This window comes from Bifidobacterium samirii, assembly GCF_003952945.1.
Classification (GTDB): Bacteria; Actinomycetota; Actinomycetes; order Actinomycetales; family Bifidobacteriaceae; genus Bifidobacterium; species Bifidobacterium samirii.
This window is the reverse complement of the sequence record NZ_QXGK01000022.1, coordinates 1-25178: the sequence shown is the minus strand read 5'-3', so window position 1 is coordinate 25178 and position 25178 is coordinate 1. Positions and strand designations below refer to the sequence as shown.

Below are 25178 nucleotides of genomic sequence, written 5' to 3'. Positions count from 1 at the left end.
CGATCGGGTATGAGTGTGTTCTGCCCACCTCGGTGTCGGAATGAGGCCTGCGATTTGAAAGCCGTTTGCCGGTTGACTCGTATGAATTTCGATTTGAGGTGAAGACATCGAGGTTGATACCTCCGCCATCCCAAGACGACTGGTGGAATCTCCAATTTGGAGGGGAAGAATGGACGTATCGGGCGAGCCGTTCGGTACGACGGCGGGAATCTCCGATTTGAGGGGAAGAATAGGGCCCTTGCACGCTTCTTTCGGCCATGTGAGGGGAAAGATTTCTCCGATCTGAAGGCGAGAATTCAAGGGTTTCCGCCCAAAAGGGCTTAGCCTAGCCAAGGATTCCGCGTGGCCTTTCCCCTCAGAAGGCCGAAAGAAGTGCGCAAGGTCTCGTTCCTTCCCCTCACTTGGGAGAAAGCTGCATGCAGGGGCGTTCTTCCCCTCATTCGGTCGAAGACATGGTTCAAGATTCTGCTCTTCCCCGCAGCCGGTCGATCAGTTGGCTGATCGATTCGTGGCTTTGTCCCAGATGGTCTTGCGTCGACGACGATGTCCGTTGCAGATCTGCTCGATCTCCAGTCGAGGTTCCAGCGGCACAGGGAATCCCAGTGCCAGCTCCATCTTCGTGGCGACGCGCTGGGCCAGTTCTTCCTGTGCCGCATTGTCCTTGAGGTCCACCAGCGTGACCTTGACATACGCCCATCCGGCGGACTCTATCTCCTCCCGCCGCTTGTCGTCCTTCAGTACCTGCTGGGCGCTGTGGCGATGATACGCGCCGTCGTATTCGATTGCGATCTTCAGATTCGGGTAGGCCATATCCAGCACAAGAGTTCTGGCGGTGTTGGGTATATGCAGCTCATAGTTCACCTCGGGTGACGGCAGCCCGTATCGCATCAGCGCGAGGCGCGTGCGCGTCTCCTGCGACGAATCGGTGTCCTCCTGCATGATGCGCAATGCGAGACGGCACTTGGTGATGCCTTCGAAACGGCTGGCATTGTCTATGTAGTACCGGAAGTCGTCGATGGTGGCCCTTTTGAGCTTCCTGTTGCGGCGCATCATGGACTCTCCCAATACGATGAGTTCCTCAATCGTCAGGACCGGCGCGAAATGGGCCCATGTGCATACGGGCGTAGTGCATTCGAACTTTCGGTTGACGACCTGCGTCTCGATGGGGCCGCTCCACACCAGATACTGTACGCCGGGTACCTTGCCGCGCTTGTTGAGCTTCGGCACGATGGCGTAGAACTGTCTATCCCGTCCTTTGTCCACTGGAAGCCGCGGCTTCTCTATGGCCAGGAGCTCCAGTGCCGTGGTTCGGGAGAATATGAGCTTTGACTTGGTGCTTCCCAGCAGTTCCGAGCATGACTGCATGCGTAGATTCTTGAGCTCGGTGAGTGCTTTGAGCGATAGTGATTCTTCGGTCATGCCTCGAACCTACGGAAAAAGCATGCCTGTTGCCACTGTCTCACGCGCGCATGTGGATAAGTGGGCGGAATAGTTCGATTTTCACCGGGAACTTTTCTGTCGGAAAACGAAAAGCCCTGAACCGTAGTCCAGGGCTTTTCATTTGCGAGACAAGACGCCGCAGGCGATCAGTACTTCATGCCCATGGCCTCGCGCACCTGCTCGAGGGTCTCCTCGGCGATCGCGTTGGCGCGCTTGTTGCCGTCGTTGAGGATGTCTCGGATCGTATCCATGTCCTTGGCGAGTTCGGCGCGGCGCTCGCGGTGCGGCGCGAGGAACGTGTTGACGGATTCGATGACGTACGCCTTGAGCGCGCCGGCGCCGGAGTCGCCGATCTCGGCGGCGATGTCCTTCGGGTCGCGCCCGGTGACGAGGCCGGCGGTGGTGAGCAGCGCGGACACCTGCGGGCGGGCGACCGGGTCGAACGTGATGCGGCGTTCGGAGTCGGTCGGGCTCTTCTTGATGAGCTTGGCGGTCTCCTCCGCGGTGGCGCCGAGCATGATCGAGTTGCCGTACGACTTGCTCATCTTGCGGCCGTCGAGGCCGGGGATCTCCGGCGCTTCGGACAGGATCGCGGCCGGCTCGGGGAATACGGGGTGCTTCTTCGCGTAGCGTTCGTTGAAGCGGCGTGCGATGGTGCGTGTGATTTCGACGTGCGGCAGGTTGTCCTTGCCGATCGGCACGACGTTGGCCTTGCAGAAGAGGATGTCGCACGCCTGGTGCACCGGGTAGGTGAGCAGCAGGCCGGTGAGCGCGTGGCCGGAGGCTTCCATCTCCGACTTGACGGTCGGGTTGCGGTGAAGTTCGGCTTCGGTGACGAGCGACAGGAACGGCAGCATGAGTTGGTTTTCGGCCGGCACGGCGGAGTGGGTGAAGATCATGGTCTTGGCCGGGTCGATGCCGGCGGCCATGTAGTCGAGCACGAGGTTGAGGACGTTGTCCTGGATGTGTTCGGTGGTGTCGCGGTCGGTGATGACCTGATAGTCGGCGATGATGATGTTGGTGTTGACGCCGCGTTCCTGCATGGCGACGCGTTCGCGGATGGAGCCGAAGTAGTGGCCGAGATGCAGGCGCCCGGTGGGGCGGTCGCCGGTGAGCATGGTGAACTTGCCGGGGTTCTCCTCAAGCTTGGCGAGGGTCGCGTCGGAACGCTTCTTGGCGGCGAGGAAGCTCGCGCTCATTTCGTTGCCGGCCGCGGTCAGCTGCTGTTCCTGGGATTCGTCCGTCATTGTTCCCGCCTTTGCGTGTACTGTCCCTCGCGTGTTGAAACGCCTGAAAATATCGCTTTTATCGTAAAAGTCCGAGACGACAAGCCGAACGTGCGCATCAGGTGGTACTCTCTTATGTGATGAATCGATACGTACAGTAATTTTTTCAGGGGGTCACATGGGCCGCGGACGTCAGAAAGCCAAGCAGCAGAAAATTGCCCGGAAGCTCAAGTACTTGACCACCGATACTGATTACGACGAGCTCGCGAAGGAGCTGGGGGCGCAGGAGCCCGGCGTCGGTTCGTTTGATCCGTTCTCCGATATCGAGGCGCAGTATGCGCATGACCATGATGCGGATGCCGTCGATGATGTCGAGGCGGCCGCGCCGTCCGTTGCGGACGAGCCGGTCGAGTCCGCGTCGATCGACGACGATCTCGACGAGTATGCGAAGTGGGCCGCCGAGGCCGCCGCGAAGGCGACGAGCGGCGAGTTCCCGGTGACGTCGGCCAAGCCGGCGGCTCCGAAGCCGATGCCGCGTCGTCCGATTCCGATGCCGATGCCGGCCGCGCTCAAGCCCAAGCAGTAGCTTCCGTTCACCCGGTTCGCCGTGACGCGTTGCGACGAACCAGACGAACGCAGGACGGGCCCGACTCCCTTATATGGAAGTCGGGCCCGTCGTCGTATTGATCGGTTCGATCGTCATGATTGGCTTGATTGGCGCCTGCCGATTCCCCCCGTTGCGGCCGTCATGTCCGCCGGCCAGTCGCGTCCGTCACAGCGGCAGCAGCCATCCCAGGTCGTCGCGTTCGCCGATCGCGCCGATGCGCCCGGCGTCGCGTTCGTCGTCCCATGCGGTGATGCCGGCGGCGACGCGCAGCCAGACGTCCGGGTCGAGTTCGACGACGTCGGGCGGGGTGAGGTTGTGCGGGTCGGACTCGGGGCCGTCGAGGATCTTGACGGCGCCCCACGGCGCGACGCGCACTTCGACGCCGGGGCCGGGCGCCTTGCGTTCCAGCAGGTGCAGCGTGTAGCGCACCGCCATCGCCCACATGGGCCTCGGCAGGTCGGGGCGTACGTCCAGTGCGTCCGTGCCGGCGTCCCGCTGTGCGCGCGCGGCGTCGGCCCACCGCCGCCACGCGTCGCGTCCCTTGTCGATGTCCTGTTCTCGTATCACGGCCATGCCACCACCCTACCGCGGTCGGTCGGGCAGTGTCGTCCGATTTACGCGTCGTCCGCCCTGCCCGTGTCGGCCGTTCGGTGCGCGTGCGTGTGTCGATGATCGCCGCGCCGACGGTCGCAATTGCTTCGGCCGCCGGCGTCCGTGCGGCGTCGGGTTTCGGTGGGGATGCGGCATCGATATCTCATTCAAGCGACGCCGACGTCCGGTCCTCGAACCGGTTCGAGTTTCGTTCTTGCGGGGGTCGTACTATGGGGAAATTGCGTGTTGTGCGCGATGCGCTATCATGGGCATCGTTGTGCAAACGATTGCAGAGAACGTAAGGCAGCGTTCGTCCTGCATCGTTACGCGAGGTCAGCGTGGCGGCGCATAATGATGCAGGGACAACAAACCGGAAAGAGAGTCAAAGACATGACCGAAATCACCGCACCCAAGTCGCCGGTCACGACGGCCGAGTTCGCCGACGGCATCCGTGAACAGCTGAAGTACGCGCAGGGCGTCACCCCGGAGCAGGCCACCCCGGCCGACGTCTACGTCGCCGCCTCGCTCGTCGTGCGCCACTACCTGCAGGACGCCTGGTTCAAGACCCAGCAGGACATGGTCAACGGCAACACCAAGGCCGTGGGCTACCTGAGCGCCGAGTTCCTCATGGGCAAGCAGATGCGCAACGCCCTGCTCAACGCCGGCATGCTCGACCAGTTCGACGAAGCCGTCGAAAGCCTCGGCTTCAACCCGCAGGACGTCATCGACGCCGAATACGAGCCGGCCCTCGGCAACGGCGGCCTCGGCCGTCTCGCCGCCTGCTTCATCGACTCCCTCGCCTCCCTGGGCGTGCCCGCCTTCGGCTACGGCATCCAGTACAAGTACGGCATCTTCCGCCAGGAGTTCGACGAGAACGGCAAGCAGGTCGAGAAGCCCGAATACTGGCTCGCCAACGAGGAGCCGTGGGGCCGCGTCGACTACAACCGTTCGCAGCGCGTCAACTTCGGCGGCAAGGTCATCACCCACGCCGACGGCTCCAAGGAATGGCAGCCGGCTTGGTCCGTGCGCGCCGTGCCGGTCGACTACATGGTCCCGGGCTACGCGTCCGGCCGCGTCAACACGCTGCGCCTGTGGAGCGCCCGCTCCTACGACGAGTTCGACCTCGCCGCGTTCAACCGCTCCGAGTACATGGAGGCCGTGACCCCGCAGGTCGCCGCCGAGAACATCTCCAAGATCCTCTATCCGGAGGACTCCACCCCGCAGGGCAAGGCGCTGCGCCTCGAACAGCAGTACTTCTTCGTCGCCGCGTCCATCCACGACGCGATCCGCGTCTTCTACCCGGGCCAGGACAAGCCGGATCTGACCACCTTCCCGGACAAGATCTGCTTCCAGCTCAACGACACCCACCCGGTCATCGGCATCCCCGAGCTCATGCGCGTCCTCATCGACGAATACGGCTACGACTGGGACACCGCGTGGGACATCACCACCCGCACGTTCAACTACACCTGCCACACCCTGCTGCCGGAGGCGCTGGAAGTGTGGCCGGCCGACCTGATCGGCGAGCTGCTGCCGCGTCACCTCGAGATCATCAAGGCGATCAACACCAACTTCCTCGCCGAGCTGGCCACCAAGACCCTCGATAAGGCGAAGATCGATCGCATGCGCATCCTCACCGAAGGCGAGAACCCGCAGGTCCGCATGGCCTACCTGGCCTCCGCCGGCGGCTCCCACGTCAACGGCGTCGCCGAGCTGCATTCCGAGCTGCTCAAGGACGTCACCCTGCGCGACTTCTCCGACATCTACCCGGGCAAGTTCACCAACGTGACCAACGGCGTCACCCCGCGCCGCTTCATCCGCCTCGCCAACCCGCGTCTGAGCGCCCTCATCACCGAAGGCCTCGGCACCGACAAGTGGCTCAGCGACCTCGAAATGCTCAAGGGCCTCGAGCCGCTCGCCCAGGACGACGAATTCGTCAAGAAGTTCGCCGCCGTCAAGCGCGCCAACAAGGAGGACTTCGCCGCCTACGCCAAGCGCGAGTACGGTTTCGAGCTCAACCCGGACACCATGTTCAACACCATGGTCAAGCGTCTGCACGAGTACAAGCGCCAGTCCCTGAAGATCCTCGCCCTGATCGCCCGCTACGCGGACATCAAGTCGGGCCGCATCTCCGCCGACGACGTCCTGCCGCGCACCGTCATCTTCGGCGCCAAGGCCGCCCCGGGCTACTACCTGGCCAAGATGACCATCCAGCTCATCAACAACGTCGCCCGCGTCGTCAACAACGACCCGGACGTCAAGGGCAAGCTCAACGTGTACTTCCCGTGGAACTACAACGTGCGCCTCGCCCAGCACCTCATCCCGGCCACCGACCTCGACGAGCAGATTTCGCAGGCTGGCAAGGAGGCCTCCGGCACCGGCAACATGAAGTTCGCCCTCAACGGCGCGATGACCGTCGGCACCCTCGACGGCGCGAACGTCGAGATCCGCGAGCGCGTCGGCGCCGAGAACTTCTTCCTCTTCGGCATGACCGTCGACGAGGTCGACAAGCTCTACGAGGACGGCTACTCGCCGGCCAAGTACTACGAGGCCGACCCGCGCCTGAAGGCCGCCATCGACATGGTCTCCGACGGCACCTTCTCCAACGGCGACCGCAACACCTACGCGCCGCTCGTCGCCGACTGGCTGACCAAGGACTGGTTCATGACCCTCGCGGACTTCACCGCGTACACCGAGATCCAGGCCGACATCGAAGCCCTCTACCGCGACCCGCTCGAGTGGAACCGCAAGGCCCTGCTCAACGTCGCGAACTCCGGCTACTTCAGCTCCGACCGTTCGATCGAGGATTACCTCGAGCGCATCTGGCACACCGGCCCGCTGGCCTGATGACGGAGCGTATACCGCCTTTCCTCACCCTCGACGTGCGAAGCACGCCTTCGGGTTCGGACGGCGGTCTCCGCACACGTCATCAGTCCATCGGACTGCGTCCGCCCGTCGCCTGACGACGGGCCAGTGCGCCGCGTGATGATGTCCCGCCCGGATCGTTCCGGGCGGGACATCTCGTATACGGGGAATGATGGCCGGATGTCGGCCGAATCGTGCCGATGCTTCATCGCATCGTGGATTTGTATGCGTCCCGACGAAGCCGTCGCATACAAGTCCACGATTCGCCCGGTCTTTTCGTGGATTTGCATGCGGCACCATCGTCCAGCCGCATACAAATCCACGAGATGACGGGCCGGTGCCGTCATGAGACGATCCCGCACTGGCCTTCGGGCACCGGCCAGTTTCCGGAATGGTCATGATATGACGAAAGCCCGGTATCGCGGAACGTTGCGATACCGGGCTTTCGTATGTCGTATGTCGATTGTCGTCAGGCGGCGGTCGGAGCGGCTTCCTCGACGGCCGGCTTGTCTTCGGCCTCCTCGGGCTCCTCGGCCTTGGTCAGGCCCAGGTCGACCGGCGAGGAGCTGTTCTCCCACGGCTCCTCCCACGGATCGTAATCCGGATTCTGCTGCTTGTAGATGTACAGGCCGACCACGCCGGCGAGCAGCGCGCCGAACAGCAGCGCAAAGAACTTCCAACCGTTAGAGGACTTGTTCTCCATGACGGCTCCTTTCTATGTCATGCACGTAGGCCATGCACGCGGATCATGCACGATGCCATGCAGGTGGCCTGCCCGTCCAAGCCAACTTTCTCCATCATAGGCCGGTTTTTGTGACGATTGGGTGGATTTACGCGCCGTACGGCGAGTCCGGGGACCGGCTGTCGGCACCCGGCACCCGCCCTGCCGATAGAGTGAAGGCATGTCATATCGTCGATTCAGTCTCTTCCCCTCCTCCCCCACGCTGCGCGACCTGCTGGACAGGCGCGCGATCCGCTACCAGTGGCGCGACAACGGCCCGGTCATCACGTCGATCATCCTCGCGATGTGCGTGGCGGTCTGGGTGGTCGAACTGCTGCTGTCCCTGGTGTGGCCGGCCGGCCTGTCCATGCTGCTGAGCGCCGGCGCGTTCCAGCCGATGCTCGCCACGCACCGCCCGTGGCTGTTCGTCACGTCGATGTTCCTGCATCAGCCCACGTCGATCGTGCACATCCTGTTCAACATGCTGACGCTGTGGTCGGTGGCACCCGTATTGGAACGCATGATGGGCCATTGGCCGTTCCTCGCGCTGTACGTGCTGTCGGGCGTCGGCGGCGGCCTGGGCATGATGGCGTGGGCCGCGCTCGCCCCCGGCGGCTACGGCTGGCTGCAGGCCGCGTACGGCGCGTCGGGCGCGCTGTTCGGCCTGTTTGCGGCGATGCTGGTCGTCTACCGTCGCATCGGCGCCGACATCAGTTCGATGATGGTGTGGATGGTGATCAATTTCGCGATGCCGGTGGTGATCAGCAACATCGCATGGCAGGCGCATGTGGGCGGTTTCCTGATCGGCGGCGCGTTCACGTGGCTGCTGGTGTCGGGCGTGCACGCGCTGCGCGGCAAGAGCCTCAAGTACCGTACCGTCGTGTACGGTGTGGCCGTGCTGGCGGTGATGGTCGTCCTGATCGCGTTGTGCGATGCCGCCAATCCCGCGCGCATGATGGCGTCGCTGCTGTGGTGACGCGCCCGCGGTCGGATCGTCCGTTCCGATGATGGCACGGTCGGTCTGCGATCATCGCTGCGATGATGCCGATATTCTGTTGGCCCTCCCCCTGCGGGAGGGCCAACGTCGTGACTACGTCAGGACGCCCGTCCGACGGGCTTACACGAGTGGAATTACACACGTGTAGTTTTCCACAATTGTGGAAAACCTTGTGGATAACTTGGGTATAACTACCGCAAGATGGTGGATAACCCACGCTGAGATACGAGCATGGATAGCTGAAAACCGCAGAATGATGCGGATTTCTGATTATTGTGGATTACTGGTTTGAGTTATCCACAATCCGTACCATAAGTCCCGTGCGAACTTATCCCCAATTGTGGATAAGTCTGTGGAAAACCCGTGGATAAACACCTGATGCTGGTGGATAAGTTATCCCCATGATGTGGATAACCGGTGGATAACTTGTGCATAAGTCACCGTAATCGTTGATTTTCATGGGATTTGACCTGTGGATAATCGAACGTTGGGTAAAACTCCGGCCGGCTGAATCACCGCCGGTGTTGACCAATGCTGTGCCGTGGAAACAACAGTGCCGGCGCATGATCAAAACCTCGCAACGGACGCGCAATCAGAAGATCTGCGCGTCCGTTGCGAATGTATAGGGCCGCCGAACTTCACAATCGACACGCAGACGTCTCGATTGCGTGACGAAAAGGACGTTTCCGGCCATCCCCGCCGGCATCTGAAGTCCCGACAAGGCCTCAGTGGCCCCGAACAGACGCCGAAGAAACGACTCGGCGCCAAAACTCCCCAAAACTTCCAGCGAGTTCCCAGACAAAACCGGCGTAGCGTCAAGGATTGGGTGGTTTCATAATAACTGTCAGCGAAAGCCGACCAGGAACAGCAGCAGTTCCCGACAACTGAACCCTTTCTTCTTCTCTCTCCTTTCTCTCCCCGGCGGCACCCCCGCCGGGGTTTCTTTTTGCCGGAACCGCCCCATCATGCAATCGGATACGCATGCTCCCCGGCCATCATCGCGGCGTATATTGGGCGTCATGAACGAAGACGACCTCACCGCATCGGCCGCATCACCGGAGTCGGCCGCATCCTCCCCGCACAACCGTCCTGAAACGGCCTCATCGGCATCATCGCAACCCCGTCCCGCACTGATCGGCCGCGAATCGACCGTCGTCCCCGGCCGCTTCGGCGAACCGCTGACCGTCACCCACGTCGCCTACTCGCGCGGCGGCGGCAACGCGTCGCCGCGCCGTCCGATGTTCCTGTGCCTGCACGGCTGGGGATCCAACGAGGACGACCTCGCCGGCATGATGCGCTACGTCGCGCCGTACAGCGACTACGCGTCGCTGCGCGCGCCGCTGGTCCTGCAGGAAGGCTGGTACATGCCCGGCGCCTACTCGTGGTTCCACGACGCGGTGCCCACCGGCGACGACCTCGACCATGACGCGTACGCGGCCGCCGTCGCCGTCGACGCGTGGGTCGAGGCGAACGTCCCCACCGACCGCGACATCGTGCCGCTCGGCTTCTCGCAGGGCGGCCTGCTGGCCGTGCACCTGCTGCGCGTGCACCCGGACCGCTACCGGGCGGCCGTCTGCCTGTCCGGATTCCTCGCGCCGGGCGGCGTCGCCGGCACCGCGCCCGCCGACGAGACGCTGCCGGAACGCGAGATCCCCGTCTTCTACGGGCGCGGCGAGAATGACCCGGTCATCCCCCGCTACGAGTCGCACGCGCTGGCCGCATGGCTGGAGGAGCACACGTGGCTGACCGAGAAGACGTACCGCGGACTCGACCATGCGGTGAGCATGGACGAATTCTCCGACCTGCGTCAGTGGATGCTCGTCAACGACCTCACCTCCGGCGTGCTGTAGCCCCGGTGCCGGTCAGTCGGTCGGCTGGGCAACCGTTCAGCCGGTCGGCCGGTCGGCGAAGCCGCATCGTCGCGGCCGCGCCGACCGGCCTCCGACGCGGCCGGACACCCCGCTACAGGCTCGAATCGGCGTCGACGCTCATCACATACACGTTGCGTCGCAGCGCCTTGCCCTGCGCGCGCGTGATGTCGCCGGCGGCGACCATGTCCTGGATCACGCCCAGTTCGATCGCGTAGCTTTCGCGCTTGACCTCCTCGGCCATGCCGATCGTGCGTGCGCTGCCGCTCATGTTCGGCCGCGCACGCAGCGCGCCCTCGGCGCGACGGTAGTCGAGCAGCAGCGCGGTGCAATGCTCGGTGTTGTACGTGTCGCGGCGCATCTCCTCGTACAGCCGCTCGATCACATAATCGAACGCGTCGAGCTGCACCATGCGCGCGTGGGCGAAGATCTGGTCGTCGCTCAGCAGCGGCGTGGTGCGGCGGATCTTGCTGCCGGCGCGGCGCACCAGCGTCATCGTGCGGCGCTGGAGGGCGCGCATGCGGCCCTTGATCTGCCATGCGGCGCGGCCCGACCGGCGGTCGGTGTCGATGTGGCGCAGTGAGTTCATGATCTGGTCGAGCAGATGCTCGCATGCCTCGATCTCCAGGTCGCGGTTCGCGGCGGTGATGTCGGTGCGGGAGCGCGTGTCGGCCAGTCGTCGCTTCACGTAGTCCTTCTCCCAGCCGAGCGCGTCGATCTGCAGCTGCGCGTACCCCTGCGGGTCGAGTTCGCCGACGCGCTGCTTGAGTCGCGTGATGCGCTTCGTGTACGAGTCGATCACCATGAGCACGGCGCGGCGGTTCTCGTCGGTGACGCGCCCGGTCAGCTCCTCGATCGTGCGACGCAGCACCTCGATCGTGACCTCGTTCATCTCGCGCGACGCGTCGCCGCCGCGGTTGGGCGCGATCAGCGGCAGCAGGAAGTTGGCGAGCAGCAGCGTGACGATGATGACGCCGCTGGCGACGAAGATCAGCTCGTCGCGCATCGGGAACCAACGGCCGTTCGACAGCGCGTACGGGATCGTGAACATCAGCGACAGCGTGATCGTGCCCTTCGCGCCGCCGAACGTCATGACGGCGGCCGACCGCCAGCGTTCGCCGGTCATCCGGCGACGCCGGCCGGTGTTGACGTCGCGCGCGAGACGCAGCATCGTCGACACCCACACGAACCGCATCGCGATGACGATCGCCGACACGGCGAGGATGACGAGGATCAGCATCAGGTTGCTGACGCCCGGATCGTCCCAGCTGGTGCCCATCGCGCCGGGCAGCAGCATGCCGAGCAGAATGAACACGGCGCCGTTGAGCGTGAACGACAGCACGCCCCACACGCTGTTCGACACGATGTTCGTGCGCGCCACGTTCGGCCCGATGCCGGTGCGGTCGAAGCGGACGAACAGGCCGGAGGAGACGACCGCGAGAATGCCGGACACGTGCGCCAGATCCTCGGCGGACAGGTACAGCAGGAACGGCAGGAACAGTTCCATGAGGATGCGCGTGGTGGTCGTCTCCCAGCCGAGCGAACGGATCGTCTCGAACAGCCAGTTGGCGACGAGGCCGATCGCCAGACCGAACAGCGCGCCGCCGATGAACGAGACGACGAACTCGCCGGCCGCCTCCCCCACCTTGAATTCGCCGGTGATGGCCGCCGCGATCGCGAACTGGAAGCCGACGATGCCCGACGCGTCGTTGAACAGGGATTCGCCCTTGAGCACGCCCATCTGGCGTCTGGTGAGCGCCGCCTCCTTGCCGAGCGAACTGACCGCGACCGCGTCCGTTGGGCCGAGCGCCGCGCCGAGCGCGAGCGCCGCCGCCAACGGGATCGTGGGCCATATCGCGTGCAGGGTGAAGCCGACGGCGATCATCGTGGCGATGGCGAGGCCGATGGCGAGCGACAGGGAGAGCTTCATGGAGCGCAGGAGTTCGGATTTGTCGATCTCGTGCGCTTCGAGGTAGAGCAATGGTGCGATGAACAGCACCATGAACAGTTCCGGGTCGAGGTCGACGTTGGGGAAGAACGGCAGTTGCGAGGCGATGGCGCCGAGTGCGATCTGCACGAGCGGCGTCGACACCTTGGGTATGAAGCGGCTGATGAACGACGACAGCACGACCGCCGCGATGATGCATAGGATGAGTTCAAAAACAGCCACGGACTCCTCCTCTTCCCGTGTCGTGTTCGTCGGGTCTGGCGGCCGTGCGGACGGCCGTTTTCAGCCTATCAGCCGTCCACACTCCGACATGTTACGTTTCGCGGATGGCGGGTCGCGTATGGCCGTGCCGGGATACACTGGCCGCATGATGATCGACATGATGGATGACGCGGTCGGCCGGGCGATGTCCCGTGCGCTGGAGCTGGCCGGCGAGGCCGCGGCCGACGGCGAGGTGCCGGTCGGCGCGGTGGTGGTCGACGCGCGCGGGCGCATCGTGGGCGAGGGCCGCAACCGTCGCGAGACGCACTCCGACCCGCTGGCGCACGCGGAGGTACTGGCGATGCGTCGGGCCGCCGAACGCATGGACGGCTGGAATCTGGCCGACTGCACGCTCGTGGTCACGTTGGAGCCGTGCCCGATGTGCGCGGGCGCGTGCGTGCAGACGCACGTCGGACGCATCGTGTTCGGCGCGTGGGATGCGAAGCTGGGCGCGTGCGGCTCCGTATGGGATATTCCGCGCGACCCGCACGTCGGTCACGTGCCGGAGGTGCATGGCGGGGTGCGCGAGGTCGACTGCGCGCGCGTCCTGACCGATTTCTTCGCCGCCCGTCGCTGACCGGTCAGCCCGTCGCTGACCGTCCCGCCCGCCGCGGATACGGCCCGCCCGCCGCATGATTTTCATTTTCTTTCCAAGATGCGCGAACACTCCGCATGATGGCAAGGAAACCGCATCGTCGTACGATCGGAACATCGCAACATCCGACCGACCAGCAAAGGACGTGCAATGACGCGCATCGAACTCTTCTCCGGAACCTCCGCATACGGCATCGAGCTGACCTGCGCCTACGCCGAACGGCCCGAAGCGGGCGTCGCGTTCGCGCTCGTGTCCCCCGGCGGCGAGCTGCCCCGACTGGTCCACTGGGGCCGTCCGCTCGCCGACCCGGCCGCCGCGATCGGCTTGTACGACGCGCTGCGCCCCCAGCGCGTGTCCGGTTCGCTCGACTTCACGCCGTGGCCGAGCATCGTGCCCACGCAGGCGGAATCGTGGATCGGCGCACCCCGGTTCGAGGTGCGCCGTGGCGGCGTCGAACTGATGTGCGGCTTCACCGTCACCGACATGACCATCGAGAACGGCGAAGACGGCAACGACAACGCAGCCCCGGCGATCGTCGTCGCCGCCGAAGACGCCGAACAGGGCGTCGGCATCACGTGGCGCGGCGAACTGACCGCATCCGGACTCGTCCGCCAGCGGCTCACCGTCCGCAACCTCACGCCGGAAGCCGGCGCGCTGGAGATCGGCCGCATCGAACTCGGCTTCCCCGTCCCCGCCGACTGCGTCGAGATCCTCACCACCACCGGCCATCACCTGCGCGAACGCAACCCGCAGCGCCAGCCGCTCACCATCGGCCGCTTCGAGAAGCTCTCCATGACCGGCCGCCCCGACTTCGACGCGTCGCTGCTGCTGTCCGCCGGCGAACCCGGCTTCGGCTTCACCCGCGGCGACGTGTACTCCGTGCACGTCGGCTGGAGCGGCAACAGCGTCCTGTCCGCCGAACGCCTGCCGTACACGCAGGGCCTCATCGGCGGCGGCGAGATCCTCATGGGCGGCGAGATCGAACTCGCCGACGGCGACGACTACACCACCCCGTGGGTGTACGGCGCATACGGCACGGGCCTCAACGAGGTCGCCGCACGATTCCACGGCTACCTGCGCGGCGTGCACCCCGAACTCGTCGCCAAGCCGCGCCCGCTGATCCTCAACACGTGGGAGGCCGTCTACTTCGACCACGACTACGACACGCTCACCGCGCTCGCCGACAAGGCCGCCGACGCCGGCGTCGAACGCTTCGTCGTCGACGACGGATGGTTCGGCTCCCGCCGCGACGACACGTCCGGCCTCGGCGACTGGTGGATCTCCCAGGACGTGTGGCCCGACGGCGACAAGAGCCTCAAGGCGCTCGCCGACTACGTGCACGGCAAGGGCATGGAGTTCGGCCTGTGGTTCGAGCCGGAGATGATCAACCCCGACTCCGACACGTTCCGCGCCCACCCCGACTGGGTGCTCAAGCCCACCGCGAACCGCCTGCCGATGCAGGGGCGCACCCAGCAGGTCGTCGACCTGACCAACCCGGACGCCTACGACCACGTCTACGGCGCGATGGACCGCCTCGTCGGCGAACTGGGCATCGACTACATCAAGTGGGACCACAACAAGCTCGTCACCGAAGCCGTGTCGCCGCGCTCCGGCCGTCCCGCCGTGCACGCGCAGACCCTCGCCGTCTACCGCATCTTCACCGACCTCAAGGCCGCGCACCCGGGACTGGAGATCGAAAGCTGCTCGTCGGGCGGCGGCCGCGTCGACCTGGGCATCCTCGAGGTCGCCGACCGCATCTGGGTGTCCGACTGCGTCGACCCGGTCGAACGCGCCGACATCCAGCGCTACACGTCGCTGCTCGTCCCGCCGTTCATGATGGGCGAGCATGTGGGCGCCAGCCCTGCGCACTCCACGCACCGTGCCACCAGTCAGGAGATGCGCATGGCCACCGCGTTCTTCGGCCATATGGGCATCGAATGGAACCTGCTCAAGGAGCCGGCCGACGCGCTCGCCAAGCTCGCCGACTGGACCGCCGCGTTCAAGGAGCAGCGTGCGATGTTCGCCGGCGCGACCTGCGTGCACGGCGATGCGGCCGACCCGTCGGTGCGTCTCGACGGCATGGTCGCCGCCGACGGCTCCACCGCCGTCTACCGGTTCACGCAGCTGACCACGTCGCCCACCTACCCGGCCGCCCCGGTGCGTCTGCCCGGCCTCGACGCGACCGCCCTGTACCGGGTGCGCCCGCTGTCGGTCAACGTCGATCTGGAACCGTCCGGCATCGCCTGCGGCCAGTCCGAACTCGGCTGGTGGACCGCCGACGGCGTCACCCTGCCGGGCGCGGCGCTCAGCGCCTACGGCGTGCGTCCGCCGGCCCTGCATCCGGCGCAGGCGGTCCTGTTCGCCGTCGAGCGCGTGTGACGACGCATCGGCGTCGGCGGGCCGGTTCCGCCCGCCTGTAGCCATCGGGCCGGCCCATCCGTGGGTCGGCCCGATTCGTCGTATGGCGGTGGCGTGCCGTCGGACGCCCTGCCGCCGCTCAGCCGATGTAGCGGGTGATGACGCGCGACGCGGCGGCCTTGGCCCACAGCTTCCAGTCGTGGTCGGCGACGGTGAACCGCACCGGCGCGGCCTGGTTGTGCCGGTAGCGGTTGATGCCGTCTCGGATCGAGTCGATGCTCATCCTGGCGAGGAACGCGGATTCGCCGGCGATCATCACGGTCGTCGGCATCGCGATGTTGGCGACTGTGGCGATCAGCGAGCCGAGCCGGAAGCAGGTGAGGTCGGTCAGGCGCGACGCCTGCGGCAGGCCGGCGCGCGCGTCGGCGACGAAATCGTCGAACGTGCACGCGTGGCCGACCATGCGCGAATACTGGTCGGCGATCGAATCGTCGATCAGGCACTGCGCGCAGCCGGTGTGGCCGGCGGTGCAGCGCGGCCCCTCCGGGTCGATGAGCACGTGGCCGAGCAGCCCGTAGCTCTTGTCCGGATAGTTGACCGGCTCGCCGCGCACGGCGAGCGAATAGCCGATGCCCACGCCGATGGTGAGCACCGCGAACGCCTCCAGTCCGACGCCCGGGCCGAACCAGCTGGCGTCGACGAGCAGCGAGTCGATGTCGTTGTACACGCCGCACGGCAGTCCGGTCGCCTCCTCGACCAGTTCGTGCAGGTCGATCGGCTCGTCCCAGCGCAGGAACGGCGCGAACGTGACGATGGAGTCCTGTTCGACGTGCCCGCCCACGGCGATGCCGATCGCGGTGGGCGGCGGCAGCGGACCGGAGGCGAGGTCGCGCTGGCATTCGTCGACGAGCCGCGCGATGGTCGCCGTGACCTGCTGCGGCGTGCGGTCGGGGAACGCCGCCTCGTGGCAGTCGGACACGACCTCGCCGTGCGCGTTGACGACGGCCGCGATCGCCGACCCGCCGTGCGCCTTGACGCCGACGAACGTGCGCGCGTCGGCGCACAGCCGCAGCGCGGTCTGCGGCCGGCCTCGCCGCTCCGAACCCTCCTTGGGGACGAACCGCTGCGGCAGCGGTCCGCGGGCGACGGCGTCGGCGGGCAGCTCCTCGATGACGCCCGCGTAGATCAGGTCGCTGGTGATGCGCGAGAGCGCGCCCTGCGACAGGCCGAGCATCTGCGCGAGCGTGGTGCGCGCGATCGGCCCGTGCTTGGCGATTGCGCGCGCGACCCGATGCATGTATTCCGATCCCGTGAACCACTGCGGGAATTCCATGGCCATGCCTCACCTCGTATCATCGTCGTACTGTCGTCGTGTCGCCGTCGGATCGTCGCCGGGGCGCGCGCATCGCGACCCCGCGCGGGGATGCGGCGCGCCGCCGCCCATCGTCGAGCGGGAGCCGGGCGGAAGCCGTGACGGATCGCATCTGATGGGGATTTCCGTGCGCAACCCGTGGCTCCGGCGCGGTTTTTGTTGCCCTGCATTCCAAAATACCCCAGTTTTATTTTCCTTGGCATTCGAGGCCCGCACGACTTGGAATGAAAACCGGCCGATCCTATCGTCGGATGTGCGTCCGCGGCGCTGAAGCCGCGGCCCATCGAGAGTTAAGGAGTCAACGAATGAAATGCGATTCCCCCATCGACCGGCATGATCCGGGCGCCGCGCATCGCCTGCGCGGTCCGCGCGGCCCGCGGCTGAAGTCGCTGCTGACGCGCGCGTCCGCCGCCTGCTGCGCGCTCGCCGTCGGTCTGGGCCTGGCCGGTTGCGGTGCCGACACGGCCGGCACCGTCACGCTGGATTTCTTCCAGTACAAGTCCGAGGCCGCGGCCTGGTTCACCGCCAAGGCCCGCGAGTTCGAGAAGACCCATCAGAACATCAAGGTGAACGTCAACAACTCGTCCGACGCCGACACCGATCTGCGCACGCGACTGGTGAAGAACCGCGAACCCGACGTCATCACCGTCAACGGCGCGATCACGTTCGGCCTGCTGGCCGAGGCGGGCGTGTTCCACGACTTCACCGACGACCCGATCGTCGACGAGCTTAACCCGGGCATGGTGAACATCGCCAAGAGCCTGGTGCAGACCACCGATCCGGCGAAGAAGCGCCTGTACGCGATCCCGTATTCGGGCAACGCGTCCGGCTACATCATCAACGTGGACGTGTGGGAGGCGGCCGGCGAGGATCCGTACAACCCGCCGACCACGTGGAGCGAGTTCATCGAACTGCTGGAACGCTTCAAGAGCAAGGGCATCACCCCGGTCGAGGCGTCGACCGCCGACCCGTGGACCCTGCAGGCGCCGCTGTCGTCGCTCAACTCGACGCTCGTGCCGGAAAGCGAGTACGTGTCGCTCAAGGACGGCTCCAAGACGTTCGACGACCTGTGGACGACGGTCAGCGACCAGCTGGTCGAGATCTACCAGAACTACGTGCAGGCGAACCCGGCCGTCACCTACCAGCAGGCGACGCAGGACTTCGCCGCCGGCAAGGCCGCGATCCTGCCGCTGGGCACGTACGCGATCCCGCAGGTGCGGCTCATCGACGAGGACATCAAGCTGCGGTTCGCGCAGATGCCGGCCACCGACGACGCCGACGAGCAGCTGCTGACCGCCGGCGACGACGTGATGCTCACCATCGGCGCGCATACGAAGCACTATGACGAGGCCCGCGAGTTCGTCGACTTCCTGATGAACGACGAGAACGTCAAGGACTATTCGAAGGCGCAGTCCTCGTTCTCCCCGTACAAGGAGACGTACGTGGGCAACGATGCGCTCGAAGGCGTGCTCGACTTCTATCAGGCCGGCCGACTGACCGACTTCTGCGACCATTACGTGCCGTCGAGCATCAACATCGCCGGCTTCCTGCAGACGCTGATCACGAGCGGCGACACCGGCCGGTTCCTCGACAGCATGCAGACCGAATACGACAAGATCGAAGCCAGGAACTTCCGGAAGTGAGGGAGGCAACCATGACAAACGCCAACGATGCCGGCCGCGGCCGGTCCTCCAAGCGGAAGGTGTCCCGCTACTCGTCGCGCAAGGTCGATCCGGCGTTCTACTGGATGACCGTGCCCGCCGCGATCCTCGTGTGCGTGTTCCTGTACTGGCCGTTCCTGCAGGGCGCGTTCTACTCGCTGACCAACTCGCAGGGCTACGGCTCGTGGGATTTCATCGGGATCAAGAACTACATCGCGATGTTCCAGGATTCGCGCGTGGGCCACGCCTACCTGTTCACGATCTTCATCGCGGTGCTCATCACCATCGGCACGAACATGATCGGCATGGTGCTGGCGGTGCTGCTCAACTCGCGCATCGCGTTCAAGAACGCGTTCCGTGCGATCTTCTTCATCCCGTACACCCTGTCGGTGCTGGTCATCGGCTACGTGTTCAAGTACATCTTCATGACGCCGCTGCCGGCGCTCGGCCAGGCGCTGGGCATCGACTGGCTGTCGACGTCGCTGATCTCCAACCCCGATCTGGCGTGGATCCCGATCGTGTTCCTGTCGGTCTGGCAGGGCACCGCGTATTCGACGCTGCTGTACCTGGCCGGCCTGCAGACCATCGACACCGAGGTGTACGAGGCGGCCGCGATCGACGGCGTGAACGCGTGGCAGAACTTCTGGCAGATCACGTTCCCGCTGATCGGCCCGTTCTTCACGATCAACATGGTGCTCAGCCTGAAGAACTCGCTGGGCGCGTTCGACCAGATCGTCGCGCTCACCGGCGGCGGCCCCGACTCCAAGACGGAGACCGTCTCCTACCTGATCTTCAAGAACGGCCTGGGCAACGGCGAATACTCGTACCAGATGGCCAACGCGGTCACGTTCTTCATCGTCCTCGCGGTTCTCGCGTTCGTCCAGCTCAAGTTCTTCGGCGATAAGGAAAAGGTCTGATCATGTCGCATACCACTGATTCCCGGCCGCTCGATTCGGCCGCGTCCGGAAAGATCCGCAAGGACCACACCGTCAACTGGTGGCTGACCGCCGTCGTGGCGGTGCTGTCGCTGACGGTGCTCGTCCCGCTGTACTTCACGATCGTCACCGCGCTCAAGACGCCCGCCGAGGCCGGCGGATTCGCCCTGCCGTCCTCCTGGCAGTGGGGCAACTTCGTCGACGCGTGGAACAAGGTCAACTATCCGAAGGCCGCGCTCAACTCGGCGATCATCACCGTGGCCGCGATCGTGCTGACGCTGCTGACGAACACGTTCGTCGCGTACGCGGTGGCCCGCAACATGGACAAGCGCTTCTTCCGCTTCCTGTACTACTTCTTCCTCGCGATGATGTTCGTCCCGTTCACGGTGATCATGCTGCCGATCGCCAAGGAGATGGGCTCGCTGCATCTGGACAACCAGGTCGGCCTGATCGTGCTGTACACGATCCTGGGCCTGGGCACGAACCTGTTCATCGCGATCGGCTTCATCCGCTCGATCCCGGTGTCGCTGGAGGAGGCCGCGCGCATCGACGGCGCCGGCACGTGGCGCATCTTCTGGACGATCATCTTCCCGCTGATGGGACCGATCAACGCGACCATCGCGATCCTGACCGCCCTGTGGGCGTGGAACGACTTCCTGCTGCCGCTCATCACGCTCACCGACCAGTCGAACCAGACGATCCCGCTGGCCCAGTACGTGTTCCAGAGCCAGTTCACGTCGAACTATCCGATGGCGTTCTCCAGCTACCTGATGGCCATGGCCCCCGTGCTCATCGTCTACGTCTTCGCCCAGAAGTGGGTGATCGGCGGCGTGATGCGCGGCGCGGTGAAGTAAGGGCGGAGTAACGGGAAGCCCGATGGGCTTGCCTTCTGCCACATGGCATCGATCCGGCCGGGGCCGGCGGGGATGACTCCCCCGCCGGCCCTATTTCTTTCCGCCACACCCGCGCATCGGGCGAATGGGAAAGTAAAGCGCGCGCCGGTACGCTGGGGCGCACAACCAAACCACCAAACCACACAACCGCACAACGTATAGGAGCCAACGATGACTGCTTTCAACCGGACCGACCTGCCGGATTCCGTGCGCACCAACGGAGCCACCCCGAACCCGTGGTGGGCCAACGCCGTCGTCTACCAGATCTACCCGCGCTCGTTCCAGGACACGAACGGCGACGGCTTCGGCGACCTCAAGGGCATCACGTCCCGCCTCGACTATCTGGCCGACCTGGGTGTCGACGTGCTGTGGCTCAGCCCGGTCTACAAGTCCCCGCAGGACGACAACGGCTACGACATCTCCGACTATCAGGACATCGACCCGCTGTTCGGCACGCTCGACGACATGGACGAACTGCTCGCCGAAGCGCACAAGCGCGGCCTGAAGATCGTCATGGACCTCGTCGTCAACCACACGTCCGACGAGCACGCCTGGTTCGAGGCGTCCAAGAACAAGGACGACGAACACGCCGACTGGTACTGGTGGCGTCCCGCCCGCCCGGGCAAGACCCCCGGCGAGCCCGGCGCCGAACCGAACGAGTGGGGCTCCTACTTCGGCGGCTCCGCATGGGAGTATTGCCCGGAGCGCGGCGAATACTACCTGCATCAGTTCTCGAAGAAGCAGCCCGACCTCAACTGGGAGAACCCGGCCGTGCGCCGCGCGGTCTACGACATGATGAACTGGTGGCTCGATCGCGGCATCGACGGCTTCCGCATGGACGTGATCACGCTCATCTCCAAGCGCACCGACGCCGCCGGCCGCCTGCCCGGCGAGATCGACTCCGAACTCGCCGACCTGCCCGTGGGCGAGGAGGGCTACTCGAACCCGAACCCGTTCTGCGCCGACGGTCCGCGTCAGGACGAGTTCCTCGCCGAGATGCGCCGCGAAGTGTTCGAAGGCCGCGACGGCTTCCTGACGGTCGGCGAAGCGCCCGGCATCACCCCGGAGCGCAACGAGCACATCACCAACCCGGCGAACAAGGAGCTCGATATGCTGTTCCTGTTCGACCACATGGGCGAAGGCGAAGGCCGCTCCAAGTGGGATCTGGTCCCGTTCCGTGTGCCGTGGCTGCGCGGCACGCTGGCGAACCAGCAGGCCGCGGTCAAGGACGCCGGCTGGGCCAGCCTGTTCTTCTGCAACCACGACCAGCCGCGCGTCGTATCCCGCTGGGGCGACGACACCACCGAAGAGGCCCGCGTGCGCTCCGCCAAGGCGTTCGGTCTGCTCCTGCACATGCACCGCGGCACCCCGTACGTCTACCAGGGCGAAGAACTCGGCATGACCAACGCTCACTTCAAGACGCTCGACCAGTACGAGGACCTCGAATCCATCAACGCGTTCCGCCAGCGCGTCGAGGAAGCGAAGATCCAGTCCGCCGAGTCGATGATGGCATCGCTGGAACTCATCAGCCGCGACAACGCCCGCACCCCGATGCAGTGGGACGCATCCAAGTACGCCGGCTTCACCGCCCCCGACGCCGCCACCGAACCGTGGCTGACCGTCAACCCCAACTGCGCGTCCATCAACGCCGCCGGCGAATTCGACGACCCCGACTCCGTGTACTCGTTCTACAAGCGACTCATCGCCCTGCGCCACGAGAACCCGGTCGTCTCCGCCGGCTCCTGGACGCTCGTCGACGCCGACGACGAGCACGCGTACACATTCGTCCGCGAACTCGACGGCGAGCGTCTGCTGACGCTCGTCAACCTGTCCGGCCGCACCATCGACGTGCCGGCAGAATCCGCCGCGATGGTCGACGCGCTCGCCGACGGCATCGAACCGGCCGTGGTCATCGCCAATTACGATGACGCCGCCGTCGCCGCCTCGCTCGCCCGCCACGAGCTCGCACCGTGGCAGGCGGTCGTCATCCGCCTGTAGGCGACGACGGTACCGGCGGACGACATCTGAGGGTCGCCGCCCGCCGGCCCGGCCCTTGACAGGCCGTCCAAGATAGGGGACATCCCGCCCGCCCGGTGGGATGTCCCCTTACAATTACCAGGCATGGAACAGAAAGACGTCCTCAAAGCATTGCAGCGTGACCATGCGGCCGAACTGGAGAAGGCCGCCGAGCGGTTGAAGGGGACCGCACGCCACACGCAGCTCATCGAGTCGCCGGCGCTCAGCGAGATGACCGGCCACACCGTGCTCCTCAAACCCGAGAACCTGCAGGTCACCGGCTCGTTCAAGATCCGCGGCGCCTACAACAAGATCGCGTCCCTGAGCGACGAGGAGCTCGCCCGCGGCATCGTCACCGCATCCGCCGGCAATCACGCGCAGGGCGTCGCCTACGCGGCCCGCGAACGCGGCGCCAAGGCCACGATCTGCATGCCGCAGATCACCCCGCCGCTCAAGGTCGACGCCACCAAGGCGTACGGCGCCGACGTGGTCCTCCACGGCGACGTGTTCGACGAGGCCGCCGCCTACGCCGCCAAGCTCAGCGAGGAACAGGGCATGGTGTACGTTCCGCCGTTCGACGACTACGAGGTCCTGTGCGGCCAGGGTACCATCGGCCTCGAGATCCTCGAGGACCTGCCCGATGTGACCGACATCGTCGTCCCCCTCGGCGGCGGCGGACTGGGCGCCGGCGTGGCGCTCGCGGTCAAGACGTTCCGTCCCGAGGTGCGCGTGATCGGCGCGATCCCGGAGGGCAGCCCCGCGTTCCGCAATTCGTTCGCGGCAGGCCGCGTCGTGCCCGCCGATCAGGTCGTCACGTCCGCGGAGGGCGTCGCGGTCAAGCGTCCGGGCGATCTGACGTTCGCGCTGCTCAACGAGTTCCTGGACGATCTGGTGATGGTGTCGGAGCGTGACATCAACGAGATGATCCTGCTCATGCTGGAGAAGCACAAGCTGGTCGTCGAGGCGGCGGGCGCGGTGGCGCTGGCCGCATTGGAGCATCTGAACCTGCGTTCGCGCAAGTTCGCATCGGCCGGCGGCGAGCATGTGGTGGTGCCGATCATGTCGGGCGGCAACATCGACACGGTGACGATGGGCGCGGTGATCCAGAAGGGTATGATTGCGCGCGGCCGCATCATGAACTTCGAGGTGGAGCTGCCGGATACGCCGGGCCAGCTGGTCAAGGTCGCGTCGCTGCTGGCGCGCGAGCGCGCGAACGTGATCGCGCTCGACCACGACCAGTTCAAGGCGTCGGGCGTGTACACGAACGCGGTGTCGCTGGGCGTGACCATCGAGACGAACGGCCCCGACCACATCGACCGCATCCTCGCCGCCCTGCGCGAGGAGGGCTTCCAGCCCAAGCGCATCTACTGACGCGTTTTCCGTCTTGTGCGCTGATTGCGACGTCCGCTGACGTTCCACGAGGTGCCGCAGCCCGTCCCCGGTTGCGGCACCTCGTTGTCGTTCCGGCGCGCCGATTGTGTGTTGTCTGCGGGCGGGATGATTGCATCCGATACGACGGGTGCAACGTCCGCGAAGGGACGGGATATCCCATTCCCGACACACTCAAGGCCGTTCGGCCAAGCCTACGGTCGGGAACGGGATATCCCGTCCCTTCGCTCGTTTTTTCGCGTCGCTTTCCGTTTGGCTGCATCACTGCTGGGGCGCGGAGTTCGATTGTTCGCGCGTTGTCTTCTGTTTTGGTTTCGACCGTTGCCGGTTGCGTCGCTTCGTCTCGTGTGGTTGGGCGACTCCCCTACTGTGCGGCGGCGATCGTTTCGTCGACGAGCTGCGGGAGGGCGACGGCGATGTCGTCGTGGATGAGCCGGGTCGCGAGACGGTCGTATTGGGTGCGGCCCATGTTCATGATGGTGATCGGCACGCCCGCGTCGGCGGCGACGGGTGCGAGCGACGCGGCGGGGAACACTTCGAGCGTGGACCCGATGACCCAGAATTCGTCGGCTTCGCGCACGCGTTCGATCGACGTCTCCATCGCGCCATCGGGCAGCATCTCGCCGAAGTACACGACGTCGGTTTTGATGATGCCGCCGCACGGCATGTCGTTTCGGTACGGCAGCCGCCTGCGGCAGTGCGGGTCGGGGGTCTCGTCGAGCGCGGCCATGATGTCGGCCGTATCGTAGCGCGCGTGGCATCGCATGCAGTGCGACGTGCCGATGGTGCCGTGCAGGTTGACGATGACGTCGGCCGTGTTGCCGGCCTTCTCGTGCAGGGCGTCGAAGTTCTGCGTGGCGAGGAGCGTGAGCATGCCGGCCTGTTCGAGGCGGACGAGTGCGGCGTGGGCGGCGCCCGGCCTCGCGTTCCACACGGGGGATTCCTTCTGCCAGCGCCACGAGTATTCGCGTTCCTCCTGGTCGTGCAGGAACGCGTCGATGTCGTAGACGCTCATCTGTTCGGGATGCTTGGTCCACACGCCGTCGGGGCCGCGGAAGTCGGGGATGCCTGCGGACGTGGAGATGCCCGCGCCGGTGAGTACTGCGATCTTCTTCGTCATATGCACAGGTATACCCGCCGTATCCGTCCGGAACGCCGTCCCTCCTGCATTCCTTACGTTTCTCTATAGGCGATGTTGCCGGCGTATCCTGTTCTCTTCGGTCTGCCGGGTCTTCTCATTCGCCGATTTTCGCTGTGTGCGACACGCCGATGGATGCTTGTGTTTTCAACGGTTTTGGCCCTGTTCTACGGGCCCGATTTGCGTTGGGGGCCGGGGGTGTGTAAATTACTCATCTGTTGCCGCTCAGCGCGGCGGGGTTCTTCTCCTTGATTAGAGTGTCGCCCTGCTGACGTGGTGGTGGTTTGAGAACTCAAG

The 25178-nt window shown here is 65.3% G+C and carries 18 protein-coding genes; 11 read left to right on the top strand and 7 right to left on the bottom strand.

Features of this window, described 5'->3' with window-relative positions; all coding sequences use genetic code 11:
- Positions 1 to 489 precede the first annotated feature (489 nt).
- Both D2E24_RS09120 and trpS read right to left on the bottom strand, forming a co-directional pair.
- Positions 490 to 1419, bottom strand: coding sequence for a hypothetical protein (locus tag D2E24_RS09120; RefSeq protein WP_125969032.1), 930 nt, complete (start codon positions 1417 to 1419; stop codon positions 490 to 492).
- Positions 1420 to 1586: 167 nt separating this feature from the next.
- Complete coding sequence (gene trpS, locus D2E24_RS09115; RefSeq protein WP_125969031.1) at positions 1587 to 2687, bottom strand: tryptophan--tRNA ligase; 1101 nt, start codon at positions 2685 to 2687, stop codon at positions 1587 to 1589.
- Positions 2688 to 2844: 157 nt separating this feature from the next.
- Between trpS and D2E24_RS09110 the strand changes: the two genes are divergently transcribed.
- Positions 2845 to 3252, top strand: a complete 408-nt coding sequence (locus D2E24_RS09110; protein WP_125969030.1) for a DUF3073 domain-containing protein — start codon at positions 2845 to 2847, stop codon at positions 3250 to 3252.
- Positions 3253 to 3438: 186 nt separating this feature from the next.
- On the opposite strand, the gene D2E24_RS09105 is transcribed toward D2E24_RS09110, so the two are convergent.
- Positions 3439 to 3846: a sterol carrier family protein gene (locus tag D2E24_RS09105; protein WP_125969029.1), complete on the bottom strand. Its 408-nt coding sequence runs from the start codon at positions 3844 to 3846 to the stop codon at positions 3439 to 3441.
- A 408-nt stretch (positions 3847 to 4254) separates the two neighbouring features.
- Between D2E24_RS09105 and D2E24_RS09100 the strand changes: the two genes are divergently transcribed.
- Complete coding sequence (locus tag D2E24_RS09100; protein ID WP_125969028.1) at positions 4255 to 6711, top strand: glycogen/starch/alpha-glucan phosphorylase; 2457 nt, start codon at positions 4255 to 4257, stop codon at positions 6709 to 6711.
- A gap of 487 nt (positions 6712 to 7198) precedes the next feature.
- On the opposite strand, the gene D2E24_RS09095 is transcribed toward D2E24_RS09100, so the two are convergent.
- A complete protein-coding gene (locus tag D2E24_RS09095; RefSeq protein ID WP_125969027.1) occupies positions 7199 to 7432 on the bottom strand; it encodes a hypothetical protein in 234 nt (77 codons plus the stop codon).
- 199 nt (positions 7433 to 7631) lie between these two features.
- Here D2E24_RS09095 and D2E24_RS09090 point away from each other — a divergent pair, with 199 nt between their 5' ends.
- Together D2E24_RS09090 and D2E24_RS09085 are read left to right on the top strand one after the other, a co-directional pair.
- Positions 7632 to 8426: a rhomboid family intramembrane serine protease gene (locus tag D2E24_RS09090; protein WP_125969026.1), complete on the top strand. Its 795-nt coding sequence runs from the start codon at positions 7632 to 7634 to the stop codon at positions 8424 to 8426.
- Between the two features lie 1040 nt (positions 8427 to 9466).
- Positions 9467 to 10297: an alpha/beta hydrolase gene (locus tag D2E24_RS09085; protein WP_125969025.1), complete on the top strand. Its 831-nt coding sequence runs from the start codon at positions 9467 to 9469 to the stop codon at positions 10295 to 10297.
- A gap of 112 nt (positions 10298 to 10409) precedes the next feature.
- Here the strand turns inward: D2E24_RS09085 and D2E24_RS09080 are convergent, their stop codons facing one another.
- A complete protein-coding gene (locus D2E24_RS09080; RefSeq protein WP_125969024.1) occupies positions 10410 to 12485 on the bottom strand; it encodes a Na+/H+ antiporter in 2076 nt (691 codons plus the stop codon).
- A 184-nt stretch (positions 12486 to 12669) separates the two neighbouring features.
- Here D2E24_RS09080 and D2E24_RS09075 point away from each other — a divergent pair, with 184 nt between their 5' ends.
- Together D2E24_RS09075 and D2E24_RS09070 are read left to right on the top strand one after the other, a co-directional pair.
- Positions 12670 to 13101, top strand: a complete 432-nt coding sequence (locus D2E24_RS09075; protein ID WP_125969044.1) for a nucleoside deaminase — start codon at positions 12670 to 12672, stop codon at positions 13099 to 13101.
- Positions 13102 to 13269: 168 nt separating this feature from the next.
- Positions 13270 to 15498, top strand: coding sequence for an alpha-galactosidase (locus D2E24_RS09070; protein ID WP_125969023.1), 2229 nt, complete (start codon positions 13270 to 13272; stop codon positions 15496 to 15498).
- Between the two features lie 118 nt (positions 15499 to 15616).
- Here the strand turns inward: D2E24_RS09070 and D2E24_RS09065 are convergent, their stop codons facing one another.
- The gene (locus D2E24_RS09065; RefSeq protein ID WP_164521079.1) at positions 15617 to 16816 is read right to left on the bottom strand and encodes an ROK family transcriptional regulator; all 1200 of its coding nucleotides are present in this window, start codon (positions 16814 to 16816) and stop codon (positions 15617 to 15619) included.
- Positions 16817 to 17154: 338 nt separating this feature from the next.
- Between D2E24_RS09065 and D2E24_RS09060 the strand changes: the two genes are divergently transcribed.
- From D2E24_RS09060 to ilvA, 5 genes are all read left to right on the top strand, one after another.
- On the top strand, positions 17155 to 18492 hold the full coding sequence (locus tag D2E24_RS09060) for an ABC transporter substrate-binding protein (RefSeq protein WP_125969022.1): 1338 nt from the start codon (positions 17155 to 17157) through the stop codon (positions 18490 to 18492).
- A gap of 11 nt (positions 18493 to 18503) precedes the next feature.
- Positions 18504 to 19427, top strand: a complete 924-nt coding sequence (locus D2E24_RS09055) for a carbohydrate ABC transporter permease (protein ID WP_125969021.1) — start codon at positions 18504 to 18506, stop codon at positions 19425 to 19427.
- Between the two features lie 2 nt (positions 19428 to 19429).
- Complete coding sequence (locus tag D2E24_RS09050) at positions 19430 to 20299, top strand: carbohydrate ABC transporter permease (protein ID WP_125969020.1); 870 nt, start codon at positions 19430 to 19432, stop codon at positions 20297 to 20299.
- Between the two features lie 210 nt (positions 20300 to 20509).
- Positions 20510 to 22336 carry an alpha-glucosidase gene (locus D2E24_RS09045; protein ID WP_125969019.1) on the top strand — a complete coding sequence of 609 codons (1827 nt, stop codon included), beginning with the start codon at positions 20510 to 20512 and terminating at the stop codon, positions 22334 to 22336.
- Positions 22337 to 22459: 123 nt separating this feature from the next.
- The gene (ilvA, locus tag D2E24_RS09040; protein ID WP_125969018.1) at positions 22460 to 23725 is read left to right on the top strand and encodes a threonine ammonia-lyase; all 1266 of its coding nucleotides are present in this window, start codon (positions 22460 to 22462) and stop codon (positions 23723 to 23725) included.
- Between the two features lie 382 nt (positions 23726 to 24107).
- Here ilvA and D2E24_RS09035 read toward each other — a convergent pair whose 3' ends face one another.
- Positions 24108 to 24863, bottom strand: a complete 756-nt coding sequence (locus D2E24_RS09035) for an SIR2 family NAD-dependent protein deacylase (protein WP_125969017.1) — start codon at positions 24861 to 24863, stop codon at positions 24108 to 24110.
- Positions 24864 to 25178 lie beyond the last annotated feature (315 nt).

Bases quoted from the DNA above. Each gene is read 5' to 3' on its own strand.
- D2E24_RS09075 (WP_125969044.1), top strand. From the start codon at position 12,670: ATGTCCCGTGCGCTGGAGCTGGCCGGCGAGGCCGCGGCCGACGGCGAG.
- D2E24_RS09065 (WP_164521079.1), bottom strand. From the start codon at position 16,816: ATGGCCATGGAATTCCCGCAGTGGTTCACGGGATCGGAATACATGCAT.
- D2E24_RS09120 (WP_125969032.1), bottom strand. From the start codon at position 1,419: ATGACCGAAGAATCACTATCGCTCAAAGCACTCACCGAGCTCAAGAAT.
- D2E24_RS09105 (WP_125969029.1), bottom strand. From the start codon at position 3,846: ATGGCCGTGATACGAGAACAGGACATCGACAAGGGACGCGACGCGTGG.
- D2E24_RS09110 (WP_125969030.1), top strand. From the start codon at position 2,845: ATGGGCCGCGGACGTCAGAAAGCCAAGCAGCAGAAAATTGCCCGGAAG.
- D2E24_RS09085 (WP_125969025.1), top strand. From the start codon at position 9,467: ATGAACGAAGACGACCTCACCGCATCGGCCGCATCACCGGAGTCGGCC.
- D2E24_RS09060 (WP_125969022.1), top strand. From the start codon at position 17,155: ATGAAATGCGATTCCCCCATCGACCGGCATGATCCGGGCGCCGCGCAT.
- D2E24_RS09100 (WP_125969028.1), top strand. From the start codon at position 4,255: ATGACCGAAATCACCGCACCCAAGTCGCCGGTCACGACGGCCGAGTTC.
- D2E24_RS09055 (WP_125969021.1), top strand. From the start codon at position 18,504: ATGACAAACGCCAACGATGCCGGCCGCGGCCGGTCCTCCAAGCGGAAG.
- D2E24_RS09050 (WP_125969020.1), top strand. From the start codon at position 19,430: ATGTCGCATACCACTGATTCCCGGCCGCTCGATTCGGCCGCGTCCGGA.
- D2E24_RS09095 (WP_125969027.1), bottom strand. From the start codon at position 7,432: ATGGAGAACAAGTCCTCTAACGGTTGGAAGTTCTTTGCGCTGCTGTTC.
- D2E24_RS09045 (WP_125969019.1), top strand. From the start codon at position 20,510: ATGACTGCTTTCAACCGGACCGACCTGCCGGATTCCGTGCGCACCAAC.
- D2E24_RS09035 (WP_125969017.1), bottom strand. From the start codon at position 24,863: ATGACGAAGAAGATCGCAGTACTCACCGGCGCGGGCATCTCCACGTCC.
- trpS (WP_125969031.1), bottom strand. From the start codon at position 2,687: ATGACGGACGAATCCCAGGAACAGCAGCTGACCGCGGCCGGCAACGAA.
- D2E24_RS09090 (WP_125969026.1), top strand. From the start codon at position 7,632: ATGTCATATCGTCGATTCAGTCTCTTCCCCTCCTCCCCCACGCTGCGC.
- D2E24_RS09070 (WP_125969023.1), top strand. From the start codon at position 13,270: ATGACGCGCATCGAACTCTTCTCCGGAACCTCCGCATACGGCATCGAG.
- ilvA (WP_125969018.1), top strand. From the start codon at position 22,460: ATGGAACAGAAAGACGTCCTCAAAGCATTGCAGCGTGACCATGCGGCC.